The 19402-nt window shown below is 66.1% G+C and carries 17 protein-coding genes; 8 read left to right on the top strand and 9 right to left on the bottom strand.

Annotated features, from left to right (window positions below; all coding sequences use genetic code 11):
• Positions 1 to 12: 12 nt before the first annotated feature.
• From CQW49_RS24570 to CQW49_RS26350, 6 genes are all read left to right on the top strand, one after another.
• A complete protein-coding gene (locus CQW49_RS24570) occupies positions 13 to 759 on the top strand; it encodes a hypothetical protein (RefSeq protein WP_003614030.1) in 747 nt (248 codons plus the stop codon).
• Between the two features lie 55 nt (positions 760 to 814).
• On the top strand, positions 815 to 3493 hold the full coding sequence (locus CQW49_RS11735; protein WP_003614029.1) for a phage/plasmid primase, P4 family: 2679 nt from the start codon (positions 815 to 817) through the stop codon (positions 3491 to 3493).
• A gap of 266 nt (positions 3494 to 3759) precedes the next feature.
• Positions 3760 to 4113: a hypothetical protein gene (locus CQW49_RS24575; RefSeq protein ID WP_003614906.1), complete on the top strand. Its 354-nt coding sequence runs from the start codon at positions 3760 to 3762 to the stop codon at positions 4111 to 4113.
• Positions 4114 to 4202: 89 nt separating this feature from the next.
• Positions 4203 to 4430: a hypothetical protein gene (locus CQW49_RS11740; protein WP_003614904.1), complete on the top strand. Its 228-nt coding sequence runs from the start codon at positions 4203 to 4205 to the stop codon at positions 4428 to 4430.
• Positions 4431 to 4558: 128 nt separating this feature from the next.
• The gene (locus CQW49_RS11745) at positions 4559 to 5302 is read left to right on the top strand and encodes a hypothetical protein (RefSeq protein WP_003614903.1); all 744 of its coding nucleotides are present in this window, start codon (positions 4559 to 4561) and stop codon (positions 5300 to 5302) included.
• A 909-nt stretch (positions 5303 to 6211) separates the two neighbouring features.
• Positions 6212 to 6697, top strand: a complete 486-nt coding sequence (locus CQW49_RS26350; RefSeq protein WP_155931274.1) for a hypothetical protein — start codon at positions 6212 to 6214, stop codon at positions 6695 to 6697.
• Here CQW49_RS26350 and CQW49_RS11750 read toward each other — a convergent pair.
• The 8 genes from CQW49_RS11750 to CQW49_RS11785 all read right to left on the bottom strand — a co-directional run bounded on the left by CQW49_RS11750 (position 6637) and on the right by CQW49_RS11785 (position 15877).
• The gene (locus tag CQW49_RS11750) at positions 6637 to 7431 is read right to left on the bottom strand and encodes an enoyl-CoA hydratase (RefSeq protein WP_003614901.1); all 795 of its coding nucleotides are present in this window, start codon (positions 7429 to 7431) and stop codon (positions 6637 to 6639) included. The two genes, CQW49_RS26350 and CQW49_RS11750, sit on opposite strands and share 61 nt — an antisense overlap.
• A 144-nt stretch (positions 7432 to 7575) precedes the next feature.
• Positions 7576 to 8880, bottom strand: coding sequence for a UDP-glucose dehydrogenase family protein (locus CQW49_RS11755; RefSeq protein ID WP_003614898.1), 1305 nt, complete (start codon positions 8878 to 8880; stop codon positions 7576 to 7578).
• A 249-nt stretch (positions 8881 to 9129) separates the two neighbouring features.
• The gene (gene kdsA, locus CQW49_RS11760) at positions 9130 to 9987 is read right to left on the bottom strand and encodes a 3-deoxy-8-phosphooctulonate synthase (protein ID WP_003614896.1); all 858 of its coding nucleotides are present in this window, start codon (positions 9985 to 9987) and stop codon (positions 9130 to 9132) included.
• A gap of 248 nt (positions 9988 to 10235) precedes the next feature.
• A complete protein-coding gene (gene hpnE / locus CQW49_RS11765) occupies positions 10236 to 11486 on the bottom strand; it encodes a hydroxysqualene dehydroxylase HpnE (RefSeq protein ID WP_003614895.1) in 1251 nt (416 codons plus the stop codon).
• Positions 11483 to 12358, bottom strand: coding sequence for a presqualene diphosphate synthase HpnD (gene hpnD / locus CQW49_RS11770; protein ID WP_003614893.1), 876 nt, complete (start codon positions 12356 to 12358; stop codon positions 11483 to 11485). Before hpnD ends, hpnE begins: the two co-directional genes overlap by 4 nt.
• A complete protein-coding gene (gene hpnC / locus CQW49_RS11775; RefSeq protein WP_003614891.1) occupies positions 12355 to 13236 on the bottom strand; it encodes a squalene synthase HpnC in 882 nt (293 codons plus the stop codon). The genes hpnD and hpnC overlap by 4 nt, the downstream gene beginning before the upstream one ends.
• An 18-nt stretch (positions 13237 to 13254) precedes the next feature.
• The gene (locus CQW49_RS11780; RefSeq protein ID WP_003614890.1) at positions 13255 to 14406 is read right to left on the bottom strand and encodes a glycosyltransferase; all 1152 of its coding nucleotides are present in this window, start codon (positions 14404 to 14406) and stop codon (positions 13255 to 13257) included.
• A gap of 151 nt (positions 14407 to 14557) precedes the next feature.
• Positions 14558 to 15877: a DUF2254 domain-containing protein gene (locus CQW49_RS11785; RefSeq protein WP_024749750.1), complete on the bottom strand. Its 1320-nt coding sequence runs from the start codon at positions 15875 to 15877 to the stop codon at positions 14558 to 14560.
• Between the two features lie 282 nt (positions 15878 to 16159).
• On the opposite strand from CQW49_RS11785, the gene CQW49_RS11790 reads away from it, so the two are divergent.
• Both CQW49_RS11790 and CQW49_RS11795 read left to right on the top strand, forming a co-directional pair.
• On the top strand, positions 16160 to 18094 hold the full coding sequence (locus CQW49_RS11790; RefSeq protein WP_003614888.1) for a potassium transporter Kup: 1935 nt from the start codon (positions 16160 to 16162) through the stop codon (positions 18092 to 18094).
• A 129-nt stretch (positions 18095 to 18223) separates the two neighbouring features.
• Entirely contained in the window at positions 18224 to 18655 is a 432-nt protein-coding gene (locus CQW49_RS11795) for a phasin family protein (protein ID WP_003614887.1), read from the top strand.
• On the opposite strand, the gene CQW49_RS11800 is transcribed toward CQW49_RS11795, so the two are convergent.
• On the bottom strand, positions 18646 to 19365 hold the full coding sequence (locus CQW49_RS11800; RefSeq protein ID WP_003614886.1) for a helix-turn-helix domain-containing protein: 720 nt from the start codon (positions 19363 to 19365) through the stop codon (positions 18646 to 18648). The two genes, CQW49_RS11795 and CQW49_RS11800, sit on opposite strands and share 10 nt — an antisense overlap.
• Positions 19366 to 19402: the final 37 nt, after the last annotated feature.

The following is a 19402-nucleotide window of genomic DNA, read 5'->3' on the forward strand; positions in this document are numbered from 1 at the left end:
TAGGAGTCCTACATGAGCACGAATGCATTTTACGCCGCTCTCGGCGAGAGGTTCAAGGTTTTGGATGCCGCATATATGAACCGGCACCGCGAGCCTTACGACGACGAGCAGCCCCTACGTATGCATTATCGGGCAGTCTACGATGGCCTGTCGCGATACTGGCGCATGCACTACCCCGATGCGGGCGAGGCGATAGAGGTGCTCGCCCGCATGCTCGCTCACGTCTTCCAGGAGGCGGCGACGCCGATCGGCGACGATAACGTGGCATACGACGCCGTAGCGGGCGCCGCGGCCGACAATCTCCGCCGGCTCGACCCCAGTGCGACGCGCGTCATCGAATCAATGCGGCAGCATGTCGGCGGCGCTGCGCTAGTCGCCATTATCGCGAGTCTGCGCGAGGCAATTCGCCGCTACCCGCCCGGACCCGTCAAAGCACTAGCCAAGTGCGGGCGTGACGGGAGTCCGAGAATTCGGCGAGACTGCCATCACAATCGTGACCACGCGAGGCAAGGACGGATTCGACGTGGCGCTCGTTCCCGCGCCAACATGGTCTGCCGAATATCGCGTTGGTCCTCTCATCACGTCGGCGTATGTCGATCGGCCGTCGCGACGGAAAGCGCTCGCGCCGCCGAGACGCGATTGAAACTCTCCGAAAATGCGAACGGCGAGCGCGACGCCCGCCGTTCGGAAATTCCCAAAAGCTGTGAAGTTTCTTTCCGCCCGAGGCGTTCGGCGAAAACGCCCGGCGGCCCTGCGTAGCGAGTAACCGCGTTCCTGAACCTTCCCGGAAACCGCTCGACAACGCGAGGCGAATATGCCCGAATTAGAGAATCTCGACAACCGGCTTTGCGACGCTTGGCCCGACGAAATCGGATATTCGATCGGCGACTCTCATGAACGCAGGCGAATGAGGCAACTGACGCGTGCGAGCGCTGATCTCCTTCGCCACATCACAACGCACAAAATCAGCGATACCAAATATGTCACGGTGTGGTCGAATATTATATTCGAGAACGGCCGGCGGCTCGGCGAGCACGCTGTAAGCGCACACACGATCGTTTTGGATGTCGACAACGGGACACCTCTTCGTCGCATCCTGTTCACGCTCGACATTGCCGGCTATGCCGCTGCCGTGGTCACCTCTTACAATCACATGACAACAGAGACGACGATTTCCGAAGGAACATGGCGCAAATGGCATGAGGCGCATCCTCACGCCGACGAAGAGGAATTTACCCGCTCGCTCGACAAGCGATTCGTTGAAAGCGTTTGGCGTGGCTCGCGCATCAAGCGAGGAAAGGACGGCGGGCCGCTCGTGAACGGTAAGGGCGAGGTCACGATCGAACACGGTCCTTGCGCGAAGCTTCGCATTATCATCCCGCTTCGCGAGCGGCTGCATTTCGTCGATCTGGGCGACAAGCAAGAGCGAGCGAAACTTTGGGCGGGACTCCACGGGGTTGTCGCCGGCAAGCTTCGCGTCGTCTCGGATGACAATGCGAGGGTCTTGTCGCAGGTCTTTTTCGATCCGCGGTGCCCGGCAAGCCGAGAACGCGATACGCGCGTCGAATTTCTCGACGGCGAGCCTTTCGACTGGCGCGCCGCATTGCCGAAAGCGCGCGAGATCGCAGGCCGCGACGCGCGGGGCGCTGACGACGATCCGAAGCGCGGGCAATCTGCGGCGCTCACGCCGATCTTTACCGATCCACGATACGACAAAAGCAAAGTCGTGTGGAGCGCGCTCGAGGCGATCGGCAATAAGGGCATTGAGCGCAAGCCGTGGATCAAGATCGGTGCGGCGCTTTACGTCGAGTTCGGCGGCTCGGCGGAAGGCGAGGAGTTATTCGAGGATTGGACGGCCCTTCGCGAAGAAGGGAACGTCAAGCCTGAAAAAGACGCGGCTTCCTGGCGCAATTTCCGAGGCGATCGGCCGGGCGGCTCGACGGGGAAGACGATTCGCGACCTCGCCTATAAGGCGGGGTGGAGTCCTGACGCGGCGGGCTTTCTTGATTATGAGTGGAGTGACGGCTGGACGGACAAGCCGGATATCGTTTTCGAGGACGAACGCTTCAAAGCCGCGCTCGCTGTCATCCCGTCCTGTCGCGCGCTCGCCGACGAAGGCGACGAAGGGGACGCGGTTGCGCCGAACGCAGTTGCAGAGCTTGGCTTCTCTGGCGCGGGCGGCGACCTCTATAATGGCAGCACGTTCGCGAACCTCTATCGCGATCGGCTCTTGTTCATTCACGAAAGCGGCGACGTGCTGCGCTTCGACTGTGAAGGCGGATGGCTCGCGGCGGCGCCGGGAACAGCCGAGCGCGCGGCGAAGGCTGTCGCCGGCATTCTCAAAGATCAGGCAACCGAGGCGGCGCACTATCAGCACTTGAAAAAGCTCTGCGACGCGAGAGCGCAGCACGCCATGATTGAAATGGCGCGAAGCGAGCCGGGCATGACGCGCAGCCTTGCCGATTTCGACGATAATCCGATGATGCTCGGCGTTGCGAATGGCGTTCTCGACCTTCGCTCCGGCCGGCTCTTGCCGATGTCGCCCGACGTGCTTGTGAGCAAGCGCTGCAACGTCGCCTTCGATCCCGATGCAGAATGCCCGTCCTTCATACGCTTCCTCGTGGAAGTTCAGCCCGACGATGAGATACGCGCCTGCGTGAAGCGGTTCGTCGGCTATTGCCTCACCGGGGACGTCAGCGAGCAAGTGTTCGCGTTCTTTCACGGCGGCGGGAATAACGGCAAGTCCGCTTTCATTGAACTCTTGGCGTGGCTTCTCGGCGACTACGCACTGAAAATTCCGACCGAAATGCTCATGCAGCATCAGCGCAATCCACAGGGTCCGAGCCCCGATATCGTCGCACTGAAAGGGCGCCGGCTCATTTACGCGAATGAGACAGAGGAAGGGCGGCGGCTCGCCGACGCTCGCGTGAAAGACCTCACCGGCGGCGACACTTTGACAGGGCGAGCGCCGCACGCCATGGCGGCGATTTGCTTCCGCCCTTCTCATAAGCTCGTCATCGTCGGCAACCACAAGCCAGCGATTTCCGACACATCCAGCGGAATGTGGCGTCGCGTCGCGCTTGTTCCGTGGACGAAAACCGTTCCGCCGGAGAAGCGCGACAGGCACTTGGTCCAGAAGCTCATGCGCGAGGGAAGCGGCGTTTTGAATTGGGCGCTCGACGGGCTACGGGATTGGCGAGAACACGGCTTGATGATTCCAGACGCGATCAAGGACGCGACTGCTTCCTATCGCGAGGATGAAGACATTCTCGGGGATTGGCTCGATGACGAATGCGAAAGCGGACGCGGGCTATTCGAAAAGAAGATTCACGCCTACGCCAGCTACCGCGAGTGGGCGGAGAGCAATGGGAATAGGCCCCTCGCGAACAAGACCTTCACGCGCCGACTAACGGAACGCGGCTTCCCGCTCGGCCGAGATAGACGCACATTCCAAGGATTCGCTCTGACGGACTGGCGCTCCCGCCGTCGATGAGCCGCGCCGCGCGCCCCTCCCCCAGTGCTTTGATACCGGAGGCATCGATAGATGCGCGATATGTGCGATTTCAGGGGTAGATTCAGCAAAGTTCCAAAACTCATTTTTCATAGAGAGTTTATTGGAATCACGATCAAAATCGCACATATCGCGCATCGACTCTGTTCGTCGTGTTTTGTAGCCCTGTTTTGTAGCCCTCTTGTAGCACTGCGTTGTAGCCCTTTTGTAGCACTTGCGTCGTGTTTGAACGTCGGGAGAAAGACGCAATGGCGATTTACCGGCGAATGCTCAAACGTAATGTCGGGAGGGGAACGCAGCGAAATCCCTTCACCGTGCATATGAACGTCACCTTAGAAACCGGCCAAATCGACCTCATTCGCGAGATGGCGGGCCGAAACGGATGGAGCGCGGCGAGCGTCATTCGCCGGCTTATCGACGAAGCGCTGGCGGCGCGCCGAGAAAAGGGAGCGGACAGGCCGAGCCGCCATTCGACCCGTCGAGGGGATGACGCCGCCTTGTTGTCGGACTTCGCGCCACGGCGCGACGCGAACCGTGCACTCGTGGAAGGAAGCGGTGCGCCCCGCACGCGAGCGACGTCCCGGCGGCGGGACGTCCTTTGATCGACGACGGCCGATCGGCCACCCTGTTGCGTGCATCGTGAAGCGTCATCCGCGCCACTGGCGCGATCACACCATTGGAGAATTGAACGATGGCCTATTTCGAGAGAGCGCGTCGCGGCTGCGTCGGACGCGGAAGCGTCACCAGCGCCGAGTCCGTGAAGCTCGCTTGCACCTTCCGCAAGGATCAATTCGCGGCCGTGCGGCGCATCGCGCTGGGGAAGGGCGAGACGGCCGCGAGCGCCATCCGCCGATTGGTGGACGAAGCCCTTCGCGCTCGCGCTGCTGACGAGCGGGAGACGCGCCGGCAGGTCATCTGACAGCCCCCGTTGAATGGGATTACATTGGTTGCCCGCGCTTCGGCTCGCTCTTGACCGCAGCGCAAACCACTCGTTCGAAGCGAGAACGAGCATCAGTGCATTGTCGCGGCTATTCTTGGGGGTTTTGCATGGCTGACATCGCGTTCGCGCACGCCTCAATTGATTGGGCTGTTTCCAATCTTCCGTCCTTCGAAGAAAGGATGCAAGCTTGGCTCAAGGCAAACGTTGGCGTGCGCATTAAACAGCTTGCTTCGGATCGAGCGAACAATATGCTTGTGACGTTCGACAAAGAACCGCCTCCTCTCTCTTTTTCCGTCGAAGCAGGCGCATATATCAACGCCATAAGAAGCTCTCTCGACATTCTGGCAATGGCGCTGGCCTGTCGCCACGGCATGACTGATATAAATAAAGTTCAGTTTCCGATCGCTAAGAGTGAGTCGGAATTCAGCGCCGGGAAATATAAAGGGGCCGATCTCATCAAGTGGCTCCCTGCGCTTGAAAGACAAAAAATTGAAAGCCTCAAACCTTATCAAGGAGGCAACGCCCTCCTTTGGCAGCTTCATCACCTCGACATTGTCCGCAAACATCGGAGGTTGGTGGAGACCCAGACGAGACCCGCTAAACTCACAGCCTTCGGGTGGGATGCGTCCGACGATCTCCAGCAGATGCCTCGCCTAAGCCCCGCTGAGTTGCGCCACGTGAATGGCGAAACCGAACTTGGCCTAGTTTCCAAGTTGGCTCACGAGAGTGATTTCCGAATCTCTGCTCAGATAACAATCACAGAGCCCGGATGCCTCTACGGCCATAATGCGATTGTCGCAATCAGATGGCTCGCCGAGCTGGCACGAGATATTGTTGACAGTCTCAAATAGCGCGGGCTCTCGGCGTAGTTTTCTAACGGCCCGCATTCGATAAAGGGCCGAACCGGAAAACATTTTCGCCGCCGACTCCATTGAAAAGGCAGGGATAAAGGCGAGTCGCCAGGGTTTCGCTCCGGGGCTCTGCGCCCCCCGCTCGCCCTGATTCCGAAAAAGGGGGACCCTAAGCCGATTCCATTCGTGAAATCGCCAAGCCGTTGAACGTCAATCGGAAAATGGACTCCACTCGGATTTACCTTAACGCCGAGGCGGGTGGACTCCAGCACGACGGCCGAGCCCTCACATGCAGGCCGAGCAATCGGACGGCCGATCAAGGGTCGGACGGCGGCCCGACTGCCGATTGATGGACAAGCCGCTGGACCACGGCCGAGCCATCGGACGGCGGATCAAGCGTCGAGCCGTCGAGCCTATCGACCACGATCGCCGATCGGCCGCAGCCCGATAGCCCGCTGGCGCGTTGGGCCTGCCGATCGCCCGTCGAGCCCCGCTTGTCGAAGCGTGCTATTGTCGATCGGCCGAGCCGCCGAGCGATCACCCCACTGGCGGTGTCGGGACGGCCGAGAGGGGCAGCGCTGCGATTTGGGGGTATTTCTGGGGGTGGCGAAAAAGTCGAGTTTCGGAAAAGCAGCAATTGAACAATACCTTAGATCGTAATTTCGACGCCCTCTTGCGCACCAATAAAATCAAGCGGTTGCGGAAATTCTGGTCCGCTAAAAACGCGCCGCAGGCTGTGCGTTGGCTGTCTCCCTGAGATAGTCCGGCGCATGATGGCCGTGGTTGTCCTGGACCATTTGAGCGCTCATTCCGACGAAGCCGCCTCATCCCGAGCCGACCGCCCCGCCTGCATGAGCCACGTAACGCATGTGTGCCGGAGAATGTGCGGAGGCCGCCCGCGAACAAAAAATGCGCGACGCACGCGACAAAGGCAAACAGCTCGATCCACGCAGTTCGATCGCCGCCGAATGCGTCATGCTGGCGCCATCGCTCTCACCCGACGCGCTCGCCTTGTATCGCTTGCGATGGCGGATCGAGCTCGCGTTCGATCGATTGAAGAGCCTGCTGCGGCTCGATTGCTTGCCGGCCAATACCGAAAAGGGCGGGCGCAGTTGGATATACGCCCATCTGAATGCAGCCAGGATCTCCTGGACTCTTCCCCCTGAAGACATGCTCGCGGCGATTATCCGCCGTCGATCTGGCGCGCGCAAAAGCTCGTCATCGGCATATTGCGCGATCCTCGGGCGCTGCTCGCCGCCTCCCCGACCTCCCAGAAGAAAACGAAAATTGCAGTCCAAATACCCTGTCAGGCCCTATCCTAGCGGCTATGCCGCCTACCCCCCACGAAATCGCGGCTCGCGCTTCTCCAGAAACGCGTTCCGCCCCTCCGCATAATCGGCGCTGTCGAAACATGCCGCCGCCAGCCGCTCGCACTCCTCGGCCGAAAGCGCCTGCGGCAGGTCCGCGGCGCGGCGGATCGCGGCTTTGGCGGCGCGCAGGGTCAGCGGGGCGTTGACGGCTATGCCGGCCGCGATCTGATCTATCGCGGCGTCGAAGCCCTGCTTCGGCAGCACGCGCGAGACGAAGCCGGCGGCGCGCGCCTCCTCGGCGTCGATGCGGCGGGCGGTGAAGAACAAATCCATCGCCGTCTGCGCGCCGACGGCGGCGACCACATAGCGCATGGCTTCCGGCGGATAGCCGACGCCGAGGCGGCCGGCGGGAATGCCGAACACGGCGCCCTCCGCGGCGATGCGCAGATCGCAGGCGGCCGCGAGCCCCATGCCGCCGCCCATGCAGAAGCCGGAAATGGCGGCGACGACGGGCTTGGCCAAGCGCGACAGCGCGTCGAAAGCCTCGACATTGGCCGCTTCATAGGCGCGGCCGCCCTCGGCGGTGGCGCGAACGGTCGAAAATTCGGAGATGTCGGCGCCCGAGCAGAAGGGCAGAGAGGGCGCGCCGGAGAGCACGACGACGCGCGTCGCCTCCTCCGAATCGAGCGCGGCGAGAAGCGCTGGGAGCGCCCGCCACATCGAGAAATCGAAGGCGTTGCGCCGCTCGGAATTGTCGATGAGGATGCGGGCGACGCCGCCCTCGCGGGCGATGCGCAATTTCGAGCCGGCGTCGGTCATCGGAGCGCCATTTGTTGGTGACACAAACGAGATGCGAGCCTGAAGGCGCGCGGTCCAGGGGCGGAAATTGGACCGCGAGCCTTCAGGCTCGCTCTTCTCGGCCTATTGCTGCGGCGGGCGCCGGCCCGCCGCAGCGGCGAAGCGTCAGGCGCGGCCGACGCTCACATAAGTGATGCCGTGCTTGCGCACCTCGTCCACGCCATAGATGTTGCGCAGATCGACGATGATCGGCGTCTTCAGCAGGCTCTTCACCTTCTCGAGATCGAGCGCGCGGAACGCGTCCCACTCGGTCACGATCACCAGCGCGTCGGCGCCCTCGATCGGCGCATAGGCGTCTTCGTGGAAGACCACCTCCGGCATCAGCGGACGCGCCTGGCTCGTCGCCTCGGGATCATAGGCGTGCACCTTGGCGCCGTCGCCGACCAGCGAGGCGACGATGGCCAGCGAAGGCGCGTCGCGCATGTCGTCGGTGTTGGGCTTAAAGGCGAGGCCGAGCAGCGCGATCTTCTTGCCGCGCACCGAGCCGTCGAGCGCCGCGATCACCTTGCGGGCCATGGCGCGCTTGCGGGCGTCGTTGACGGCGACCACCGTCTCGACGATGCGCAGCGGCGCGCTATAGTCCTGCCCGGTCTTCAGCAGAGCGAGCGTGTCCTTGGGGAAGCAGGAGCCGCCATAGCCGGGGCCGGCATGGAGGAACTTGCTGCCGATGCGGCCGTCGAGGCCGATGCCGCGCGACACGTCCTGCACATTGGCGCCCACCTTCTCGCAGAGGTCGGCGACCTCGTTGATGAAGGTGATCTTGGTGGCGAGGAAGGCGTTGGCCGCATATTTGATGAGCTCGGAGGTGCGGCGATTGACGAACACCAGCGGCGGGGCGTTGAGGCTCAGCGGGCGATAGATTTCCGCCATCACCGCCTTGGAGCGCTCGTCCTCGACGCCGAGAACGACGCGGTCGGGGCGCTTGAAGTCCTCGATCGCCGCGCCCTCACGCAGGAACTCCGGATTGGAGACGACGGAGAAATCCGCGTTCGGATTGGCCTCGCGGATGATGCGCTCGACCTCGTCGCCGGTGCCGACCGGCACGGTCGACTTGTCGACGATCACCGTATAGCCGTCGAGCGCCTTGCCGATCGTCTCGGCCGCCGCGAAGACATAAGAGAGGTCCGCATGTCCGTCGCCGCGACGCGACGGCGTGCCGACCGCGATGAACACGGCGTCCGCGCCCTTGACGGCCGGGGCGAGATCCGTGGTGAAGAACAGCCGCTTCTGGCGAACATTGGAGGCGACGAGGTCGTCGAGGCCCGGCTCATAGATCGGAATCTCGCCGCGCAGCAGGCGCTCGATCTTCGACGCGTCGCTATCGACGCAGGTCACCACATGACCGAAATCGGCAAAACAGGCTCCCGACACCAAGCCGACATAGCCCGAGCCGATCATAGTGATGTTCATCGCAGCGCGCTCCTCCTCCGAGCTTCACTAAATGCCGGGGCGTCGATCCAGGAGCAATGATCAGTTTCCGAGGCGTCGCTCTCGAATTTCCGCCATGCGGCGCACCAATAGATATGAATCGCGGGCTTGGCAAGCGCCGGTCCGGACCGGGAACGAGTGTGTCGCGGGCCGTCCCGGCCGGCATTCTTCTATGACGCTTCGATGTCGGACCGCGCAGCGACGCCGGCGCGACCCTGCGCGAGCGGCCGTTCAAGGCGAAAAACGCGCGAAGGACTTCGCCGCCCGATCGATCTCCATCAGCTGCTCGAGTAGTCCGCCGAGCTCGGCCAGTGGAATCATGCTCGCCCCGTCGGAGAGCGCGCGCTCGGGAGCGTCATGGGTCTCGAGGAACAGGCCCGCGACCCCCACCGCGACGGCGGCGCGGGCGAGGGTGGAGACGAACTCACGCTCGCCGCCGGAGCGGTCGCCGAGCCCGCCCGGCTGCTGCACGCTATGCGTCGCGTCGAAGATCACCGGCGCGCCGGTCGCGCGCGCCATGATCGGCAGCGCGCGCATGTCGGAGACGAGCGCGCCATAACCAAAGCTCGTTCCCCGCTCGGTGAGCAGCACATTGCGATTGCCGGCGGAGGCGATCTTCGCGGCGACATGCGCCATGTCCGCTGGCGCGAGAAACTGGCCCTTCTTCACATTGACGACGCGGCCGGTCTTCGCCGCCGCCACCAGCAGGTCGGTCTGGCGGCAGAGGAGCGCTGGAATTTGCAGAATGTCGACGACGGCGGCGACGCGCGCGCATTGCGCCGCCTCATGCACATCGGTGGTCACCGGGACGCCGAAGCGCTGCTTGATCTCCGCGAAGATCGGCAGCGCCGCCTCGAGGCCGACGCCGCGCGGGCTGGCGCCGCTGGTGCGATTGGCCTTGTCGAAGGACGCCTTGAACACGAAGCCGATCCCGAGCCGCCGCGTCAGCTCCGTCAGCGCGCCGCAGATGTCGAGCGCATGGTCGCGGCTCTCCATCGCGCAGGGCCCGGCGATCAGCGCGAAGGGCAGGTCGGCGGCGAAGGAGACGCCGCCGACGTTTACGCGGGAGTCGAGGGAAACCTCGGTCATGCGCGACACGGCGAGATAGGCGCATCGCCTATTCCGTTCGTCGCAGAAAATGGCGCGCCCTTCTCCCACTCGTGGGAGAAGGTGGCCCTCGCGTCAGCGAGGGTCGGATGAGGGCGCCTCCGGTCCCCCGAATCGCGCAGCGCTTCGCCTGGAGGGAGAAGGAACGCGCGTCGAGAGTCGGCCAATGAGGCAGCCATTTCGCTGTGTCGCCATGCCGTCGTCATTCGCAAGCTCCGAACCGCGAGCCTTCAGGCTCGCCTATCCGCGGCCAGCGCCGCGGCGCGGTCGCCGGAGCGGATCGCTCCTTCGATCGTCGCCGGAAGACCGGTCGCCGTCCAGTCGCCGGCGAGAAAGAGATTGCGCCAGCGCGTCGCCGCGTCCGGCCGGCGGCGCTGCTGCGTCGGCGTCGCGGCGAAGGTGGCGCGCTTCTCCTTGACGATCTGCCAAGGCGGGAGCTCCCCCGGCAGGCCGGTCACGGCGGCGACCTCCGCCCAGATGCGCGCGGCGAGGCTCTCGCGCGGCTCGTCCATCAGCCGGTCGGCGCCGCTGATCGTCACCGACAGCCGATCCTCGAAGGCGAACAGCCATTCGGTCAGCGAGCCGATCATGCCGAGGAGCGCGGGCTGGCCGGGCGGCGGCGCGATCTTGAAATGGGCGTTGACGATGCCGCGGAACTCATCGGGCGCGACGAGACCCGGCAGCAATTCCTGCGCGGTCCAGGGCGGAACGGCGAGCGCCACCGCATCCTCTCGCCCCAGCGCGACGCGCTCCTCGCCGAAGTCGAGCGCGGCGGCGCGCTCGCCGGCAAATTCGACGGCGCGCAGCCGCGCGGCAAAACGCGGCGCGACGCCGGCCGCGGCGAGCGTCGCCAGCGCCGGCTCGATGAAGGCGGCGCCGAGGCCCCGGCGCGCGACCAGCGGTCGGCAGGCGGCGCCGCCGGCCGCCAGACTCTCGCGCAGCACCGCGCCGGCGAGCTCGGCCGAGGATTGGCGCGGCTCGGTGTTGAGCGCCGACAGCAGCACCGGGCCCCACAGCCGCTCATAGAGCGGCCCGGAACAATTCATCGTCTCGCCGATGGTCGCGCCGCTCCTCGCGCGCAGCAGCGGCAGCGCGCCGAGATAATCGCGCGGCGAGGAGCCGGGGACGCGGCGATCGGCGACAAAAATCCACCAGGGCAGGCGCGAGGCGTTGGGGCGCAAGCGCCAGCGCTCGCCAGTGCGCGTGTCGAGAAAATCGAACACGCACTCCTTCGGTCCGACCAGCTCGCCGGCCGCGCCGATGCGCCGCGCATAATCCAGCGCCGCATGATTGCCCGACAGCAGCAGATGATTGCCATTGTCGATCACGAGATCGAGGCTCGGATCGTGATAGGAGCGGCAGCGCCCCCCCGCCATGCGCGCGGCCTCATAGAGCGTGACGCGGCGGCCGTCGCCCGCAAGGCGCAGCGCGCAGGCGAGGCCCGCAAGACCGGCGCCGACGATATGAACCGTTCCGGTCACGTCAGCGCATATTTGACGAGCGCCAGCAGAACTTTGGCCCGTGAGGCGGAGACCGGCGCGCGCGGCGGCGCGAAGCCGCGGGCGACGAGGCGGTCGAGAATGGAGCGATAGGCGGTCGCCATCAGATAGGGCGCCTTCACCGCGCGCTGCGGCGAGACGCGCATGATGAGCTCGGCCTCGCCATAATGCTTGCGCGCGCGCTCGGCGACCGCCGCGCAGGCGTCGGCGACGCCGGGATGGGCGAGCGCGGCGCCGGGCGAGAGATCGGGCACGCCGGCCGCCTCCAGCGCCTCGCGCGGCAGATAGAGCCGGCCTCGGCGATCGTCCTCGTCGAGATCACGCAGAATATTGGTGAGCTGCAGCGCGCGGCCCATGTGGAAGGCGAGCAGCCGCGCCTTGGTCGGCAGCGCGCCGCCGCCGCAATCGGCCTCGTCGGCGAGGCCGAAGACGCGCACCGACAGGCGCCCCACGGCGCTGGCGACGCGGTCGCAATAGAGGTCGAGGCGCTCCCAATCGGGCGCGCGAATATCCTCGACGACATCCATCGCCATGCCGTCGATCACCGCCTCGAAATCGGCGCGGTCGAGCGCGAAACGGCGAACCGGCGCCGCGAGATCGGCGCAGCGCTTATGCGTGCGGCCGGCGTAGAGCTCGTCGAGATCGCGGCGCCAGTCGTCGAGCGCGGAAAGACGCGCGTCGCGGTCGCCCGCTTCGTCGGCGATGTCGTCGACGGCGCGGCAGAAGCCGTAGATCGCATACATGGCGTCGCGGCGCTCGGGCTCGAGCACGCGCATGGCGAGATAGAAGGAGCTCTTGGCGGCGACCGGCTTCGCGGCGCCGTCTGTGAGCAGGGTCAGGCTGTCGACGCTCATGCCGATTCGCCCGCCAGAGCGCGCGAGCGCGGCCGCAGCAGGCGCCGCAGCAGAACGCCGCCGGCGCCCGCGAGCGCCGTGGCGATGTATTGGCCCTTGCCCGCGTGAACCTTCTCGCTCAGCGGATCGGCGACCAGCAGTCGCCGCGTCAGCGTCTCGGCGAGGCGCTGGATCGCGCCCACCTCCATGGCGAGGCGAATGTCGGCGATGCGCTCGGCGAAGGAGGCGCTGCGCTCCAGCAGCTCGCTCGTGCGCGCCGCGAGCTCGCGCAGCACGGCGGCGAGCTGCGGCGAGGCGGCCGGCGCGGCCAGCATCTCGACGCTCGCGCCATGGGCCGCGAGCGCGTCCTGCGGCAGATACACCCGATCGAGCGTGCGAAAATCCTTCGCGCAGTCCTGCAGATGATTGATGATCTGCAGCGCCGCGCAGAGCGCGTCATTGGCGCCATAGGTCGCGGCGCGGTCCTCGCCATGCACGTCGAGCACATAGCGTCCGACCGGCATGGCCGAATAGCGGCAATAATCGAGGAGGTCGTCGAAGTCGCGATAGCGCGTCTGCGTCACGTCGCGGCGGAAGGCCGCGAGCAAATCCTGCGCGTGGCGCGGCTCGAGCGCGCGCTCGGCGAGGATGTCGCGCAGCCGCAGGGCGACGGCGATCGGCTCGCCGCTCCCGAGCAGCGCCGCCTCCATACGGTCGAGCATGGCGAGCTTCTCGTCCGCCGAAAGAGTCGCATGGTCGGAGATGTCGTCCGCGGCGCGGACGAAATCATAGAAGGCGAGGATCGGCGCGCGATGGCGCGGGGCGATGAACACGGAAGCGACGGGAAAATTCTCGTCCCCGTGCCCCTTGCCCGAAGCGGCGGCCGCGATGTCGCTCATGAAGCCCGTCCTCGCTCGTCACGGCGCCTGATACCGCCCCTTCCAGGCGCCGCCGCGCCCGCGGCCGTGCCGCCAGGCGGACAGCAATGTGAACCACGTATAGCAGGCGGCGACGAGGGGCAAGGCGAAGGCGCCGATCCGGCTCAACCCATAGAAGCGCAGGGTCGGCATATAGGCCTGCGCCATCAGCAGATAGGCGACGAGCGCCGGAAAGGCGGAGGCCTCGCGGCCGGAGAAGACGATGAGGGGCGGGGCGAGATAAACGAGCCCCATGCCGGCGACCGCGACGGCGAGGCGCCAGGGCGAATAGCGCAGCTGCGCATAGGCCGAGCGCGTCACCATGCTCTCGATCTCGACATAATTGGCGTAGGGGCGCAGGCTGAAGGCGTCGTCGGTGAGGCCGAGCCAGATCGGGCCTTCCCGCTTCATGAGCTTGCCGAGCGCGCAATCGTCGATCAGCGCGCCGCGGATCTGCGCGAGGCCGCCGGCCCGCTCCAGCGCGTCGGGCCGCACCAGCATCACGCCGCCGGCCGCCGCCGCCACCCGGCTCTCCGGATCATTGACGCGGGAGAAGGGATAGAGCTTCTGAAAGAAGAAGATGAAGGCGGGAACGAACCAGCGCTCAGCGACGCTCTCGCAGCGTAGCTTGACCATCAGAGAGGCGAGCACGGTCCCGCGCGCCTGCGCCCCCGCGACCAGCCGCTCGAGCAGTTGCGGCCCGAAGCCGATGTCGGCGTCGCAGAAGAGCACATAGTCCGGCCGCTGCGGCAGCGCCATCACATGAGAAAAGCCGCGGTTCATCGCCGCCAGCTTGCCGGTCCAGCCCTGCTCGGGCCGGCCCTGCAGCACGGTGAGCCGCTCGGCCGCGCCCTCCCGCTCGGCGACGGCGCGCGCCACTTCGGCGGTGCCGTCGGAGCTCTCGTCGTCGACCAGAACGACGTCGAGCCGACCGCTGAACTCCTGCCGCAGCAGGGACTGCAGGGCGAAGGCGATGACATCGGCCTCGTCGCGCGCCGGAACGACGGCGACGACCCTGGCCCCGGCCGGCGCATGGGCGCCGGGCGGGGCGAAGCGTCGGTCATGCTCGGCGAGCCGCCAGAAGGCGCCGTGACCGATGAGAAGATAGAGCCAGACGAGCAGGCCAGCGCCGGCGAGGAGGGTGAGGATCATCTCTCGAGAAGCGTCCGGGGAGCGTTCACGCGCCGGCCTGCCTGCGAGCAGACAGGGCCGAAGCTCACGGCCAGGGCTTAGCACCGCACAGCCACGCTGGCCAGAGGAGAACCGGGTTCCATCAACAATTTCAACCGCCGGGCGCGCTTGCTCACGACGCCATGGCCTCGAGATAGCCGGTCGGCCCGCGCTGGGTCATGGCCTCGAACGCGCCGTGACGCCTGCGGACGACGTCGAGATCCTCCGGCAGGGCGATCGAGCGGCCGGCCTCGGCGAGCACGAGGTCGGCGTGCCGCCGCAGCGCTGCGAGACGCGCCGCGTCCCGCTCGCAGGAGGCGACGACGGCGAGCACGTCGAGAATGCGCGCCAGCACCACCGGACTGCGCGCGCCATTCTGGCGGATTTCGTGGAACATGGCGTCGACGAGCCCGTCGTAATCGATATTGGGCACGACGAGAACCGGCTCGCCCTCGCGCAGGCTGACGCCGCTGCGCAGGCGCAGAGGCGCGAGCTGGCACAGCGCGCCGCCGAGACGGTCGACGACGCTCACGGCCGTGTGCGGATCGTTGATCGACGGCGACAGCGCCCGGATCGCGACCTCGACCAACTGCCGGGCGGCGAATTCGAGCTGCGGCGATTCATCGCGCGTGGAGCTCAGCGCCGTCGCCTTGCGGATGGCGGCGGCCGCGCCCTCGACCTCGCGCGTCGCGAGCGCGATCGGCGCGCCCTGGAACACATATTCCCCCGGACGCACGAGCATGCGCAGAGCGACGCCATGATTGGCGGCCCATTTGGCCAGCCCCCTTTCGTCGAGCTGCTGCAGATAGCCGCGTCGCGAATCGGCGATCGCGACGGCGTCGCGCCAGAAGCTCGCGGACGGCGGCTCGGGCTGCGGGGCCTCGACCGCCGCGGCTTCGATGGCCGCGCACATATCCTCGCTGACGAGGCCGATGACGGTGTCCACATTGATGCGGCCCGCCATATGCCCGACGAAATAGATGAGCGTGCCGACGCAGATCAGGGCGAGCACGAGGCCGACGCCGAGCGCGAGATGCGGAACGAACTCGCTTCCCTCGGCCGAGCGGACCGTGCGCAGCACCGTCAGCGCATAGGCGAATGTGCCGAGGAAAGCGCCGAGCGTGAACTGATTGCCGCGATCCCGGGTGAAATTGCGCAGCAGGCGCGGCCCCATCTGATTGGCGGCGAGCGAGAGCGCCGCGATGGTGATGGAGAAGACCGTGCCGGCGACGCTGATAGTGGAGGAGGACACGGCGCCGAGCAGCGTCCTCGCCCCCTCGCCGCCTCCATCATAGATCCAGGCGCTGCGTCGCAGCCAGTCCGGGAGCGACGCGCTCGCGTCGATGCGCGTGAGCGCCGCCGCGAGAAGGACGCCGGCGATCGTCATCGACGCCGGAAGCAGCCAGAACGCTTCGCGGAGCGCGACGAGGAGCTTTCGAATCCGAGCCTTCACCTGAAGCTCCGCCTGCGCGGCCTCTTTTGCGGGTAGATAGGGGAGGCCGCCCCGGCTTCGACCAAAGCCGGCGCCGTTCGGCGCCAGCGGGCGGTCCGCGGTCCGCGGCGGCGAATTTCTCCGGAAACAACCGTCCGCGGCTTCTCTTCGCGCGCCTCCTGGCGTATATCGCCGCGCCGGCTCGTCGTGGGCGAAGGCGGAAACGTCCGGCGTCGCGGGCGAAGCGGCGGCCTCGCGCCGGAGCCTCGCCGGGCGTCCTCGACTCATCTCAGGGCCTCGTTCATGGATCCCAAGACCGCGCAGGAGCCGCCGCGCCCGTCGCTTCGCCAAGAGCCGGGCGGTGAGCCCGGGCCGGCCGAGCCCCGACATCCGGGCCTCGCATCGCTCATCGTCGGGTCGATCGGCGTCGTTTATGGCGACATCGGCACCAGCCCGCTCTACGCGCTGCGCGAGTCGCTGGCGCACGCCAAGGCCGGGGGGCTGACCGAAGAGGCGGTGGTCGGAACGATCTCGCTGCTCATCTTCGCGCTGATCTTCACCGTCACCCTGAAATATGTGATCTTTCTGATGAGGGCCGACAATCGCGGCGAGGGCGGCATCCTCTCGCTGATGGCGCTCGCGCAGAATGCGCTCGGTCGGCGTGCGGCGCCGGTGTTCCTGCTCGGCGTCGCCGGCGCGGCGCTGTTCTCAGGCGACGCCATCATCACTCCGGCGATCTCGGTTTTATCCGCCGTCGAAGGCCTCGCCGTCGTCGATCCCCGATTCGGCGAGTTCGTGTTTCCGATCACGCTCGTCATCCTCGTTTCTCTGTTCTGGGCGCAGAGCCATGGCACGGCGCGGGTCGCGGCGCTGTTCGGACCGGTGATGGCGCTCTTCTTCGTCGTGATCGGCGCGCTGGGCGCGTCGCACATCGGCGACGCGCCGCATGTGCTGCGCGCCTTCGATCCGCGGCTCGGCTTCTCGTTCCTTTTGCATCACGGCTGGATCGGCTTCGCCGTGCTCGGCTCCGTGTTCCTGGTCGTGACCGGCGCGGAGGCGCTCTATGCCGACATGGGCCATTTCGGCCGCCGGCCGATCCGCGTCGCCTGGACGTTTTTCGTGCTGCCGGCGCTGCTCCTCAACTATCTCGGCCAGGGCGCGCTGATCCTGACCGATCCGAAGGCGATCGAAAATCCGTTCTTCCTTCTCGCTCCTGAGTGGGGGCTGCTGCCGCTCGTCATTCTGTCGACGCTGGCCACGGTGATCGCGAGCCAGGCGGTCATCACCGGCGCCTTCTCGCTCGTGAGGCAGGCGATCCAGCTCGGGCTGCTGCCGCGCCTCGAGATCACTCATACGTCGGAGACGCAGGAAGGGCAGATCTACATCGGCCGCGTCAACCGGCTGCTGCTGATCGGCGTGCTGATTCTCGTCGTCATGTTCAAGAACTCGAGCGCGCTCGCCTCGGCCTATGGAATCGCCGTCACCGGCACGATGGTGACGACGACCGCGCTCGCTTTCATCGTCGTTTGGCGAAAATGGCGCTGGCCGCTATGGGCGGCCTCGCTGTTCATTTTCGCCTTCCTCACCGTCGATCTCGCCTTTCTCGCCGCCAATCTGATGAAGGTCGTCGACGGCGGCTGGGTTCCGCTGCTTCTCGGCGGCTGCTCGATGGTGGTGATGTGGACCTGGGTGCGCGGCACGGCGCTGCTCTCGGAGAAGACGCATCGCGACTCCATTCCGATTCTCGAGCTCATCGCCATGCTGGAGAAATCCAAGCCGACGCGCGTGCCCGGAACGGCGATCTTCCTGACCAGCGATCCCGATGTCGCGCCCACCGCGCTGATGCACAATCTCAAGCACAACAAGGTGCTGCACGAGCGCGTTCTGGTCATCTGCGTCAATACGGAGGACACGCCGCGCGTCGCTGCGGAAAAGCGCTTCGAGATCGAGAAGCTCTCGCACGACTTCACCCGCGCGACGCTGCATTACGGCTATATGGAGAGCCCGCGCGTTCCGGCGGCGCTCGCCGCCATGCGCAAGGCGGGAGTCAAATACGACATCATGACGACCTCCTTCTTCCTCGGCCGGCGCTCGATCAAGGAGAGCCCGAGCTCGGAAATGCCGCCCTGGCAGGACAAGCTCTATGTCGCCTTGACGCGGCAATCAGCCAACGCCACCGACTTCTTCTCGATCCCGACCGACCGCGTCGTCGAGCTCGGCGCGCAAGTGACGATCTGACCCGACCTTCGAGCGGCGGCGCTCGCGTCTACGTGGTTTCCCCGATTTGCCATCATCTGGCGCGTCTCCGACAATCGCGGCGCGGAAAGTCGCGTGCGCGTCGGCCGTCGCCGACCAGGAGGGTGTCCGATGGCCAATCTGAACTTCGATGATTTTCGCGAGCTCGGAAAATTTCAGCTCGAAGCCATGAATTCGGCCGCGAGCACGACGACGAGGGGCCTCAAGGCGATCGCCGCCGAAGCGACCGATTATTCCAAGCAGTCGCTCGACAACAGCCGCGCCTATTTCGAGAAGCTGCTGCGCGTGCAGAAGATCGACGACGTGGTCGAGCTGCAATCCGAATTCTGCCGCGCCGCCTATGGCGACTTCTTCGCGCGCGCCTCGCGCGTCGGCGAGCTGTGCTCCAATCTCGCCAAGGAAGCTTTCGTCAATGCGCAGACGACGGGCGAGAGCGCGACCAAGGCCGCCACGGAGGCGACGACCAAGGCGCTCTCGGGGCTCGGCGAGCAGACCGAGCAATTCGTCTCGAAGGCGCAGCAGGCCGCCGGCGGTCAGCGCTGAGCGCCCGCCCGCAAGGCCGCGCGGTCGAGAATATCGACGTCACGCGGCGCGGGCAGGCGAATCGCGCCGCGCCGCTCGAGCGCGGCCAGCGAACGGCTCACCGTCTCCGGCGCCAGCGCCAGAAAATCGCCGATGTCGCAGCGTGAGACCGGCAGCGTCACGCGGCGGCTCTGGATTTCGCTTCGCTCGCAACTGGGCTGGCCGCAGGCGCGCTGGCGCTCCTCGAGCGCGAGCAGAAAGGCGCCGACTTTCTCCACCGCATTGACGCGCCCGAGCAGCGCGATCTGCGTCTCCAACCGCGCGATGGCGGCGAAAGCGATCTCGCGAATGATGCGCGCGGCCTGCGGATCGGCGTCGGCGAGCGCCTCGACCTCGCGGCGCGGATAGCGCAGCACGACGCTGCCGTCGACCAGCGCCTCGATCGTCGAGCCGGCGCGGGCGTCGCCGTCAAAACCGAAGAAATCGCCTGGGAACAGCAGATCGACGATGCGCCGCCGCCCATCGGCGCTGAGCGCGCAGCGGCGCGCGGCGCCGGCGGACATACGATAGAGAAAGCGCGCGCCGCGGTCGTCGCACAGGGTTTCGCCGCGGCGGCGGCGCAGCGGCGTCGCCAGCGCGTCCATTCCGGCCATCCCATCCACCCCGCCGAGCGCGTTCATTCTGGCGAGCGCGCTCTGCGGCTCGCGAAGCGGGACGGCGCACGGCTTCATCGGAGCCTTCTCCTCGATCGCGTTTCGCCCTCGAGTT

This window comes from Methylosinus trichosporium OB3b (genome assembly GCF_002752655.1).
In the GTDB taxonomy this organism is placed as follows: Bacteria; Pseudomonadota; Alphaproteobacteria; order Rhizobiales; family Beijerinckiaceae; genus Methylosinus; species Methylosinus trichosporium.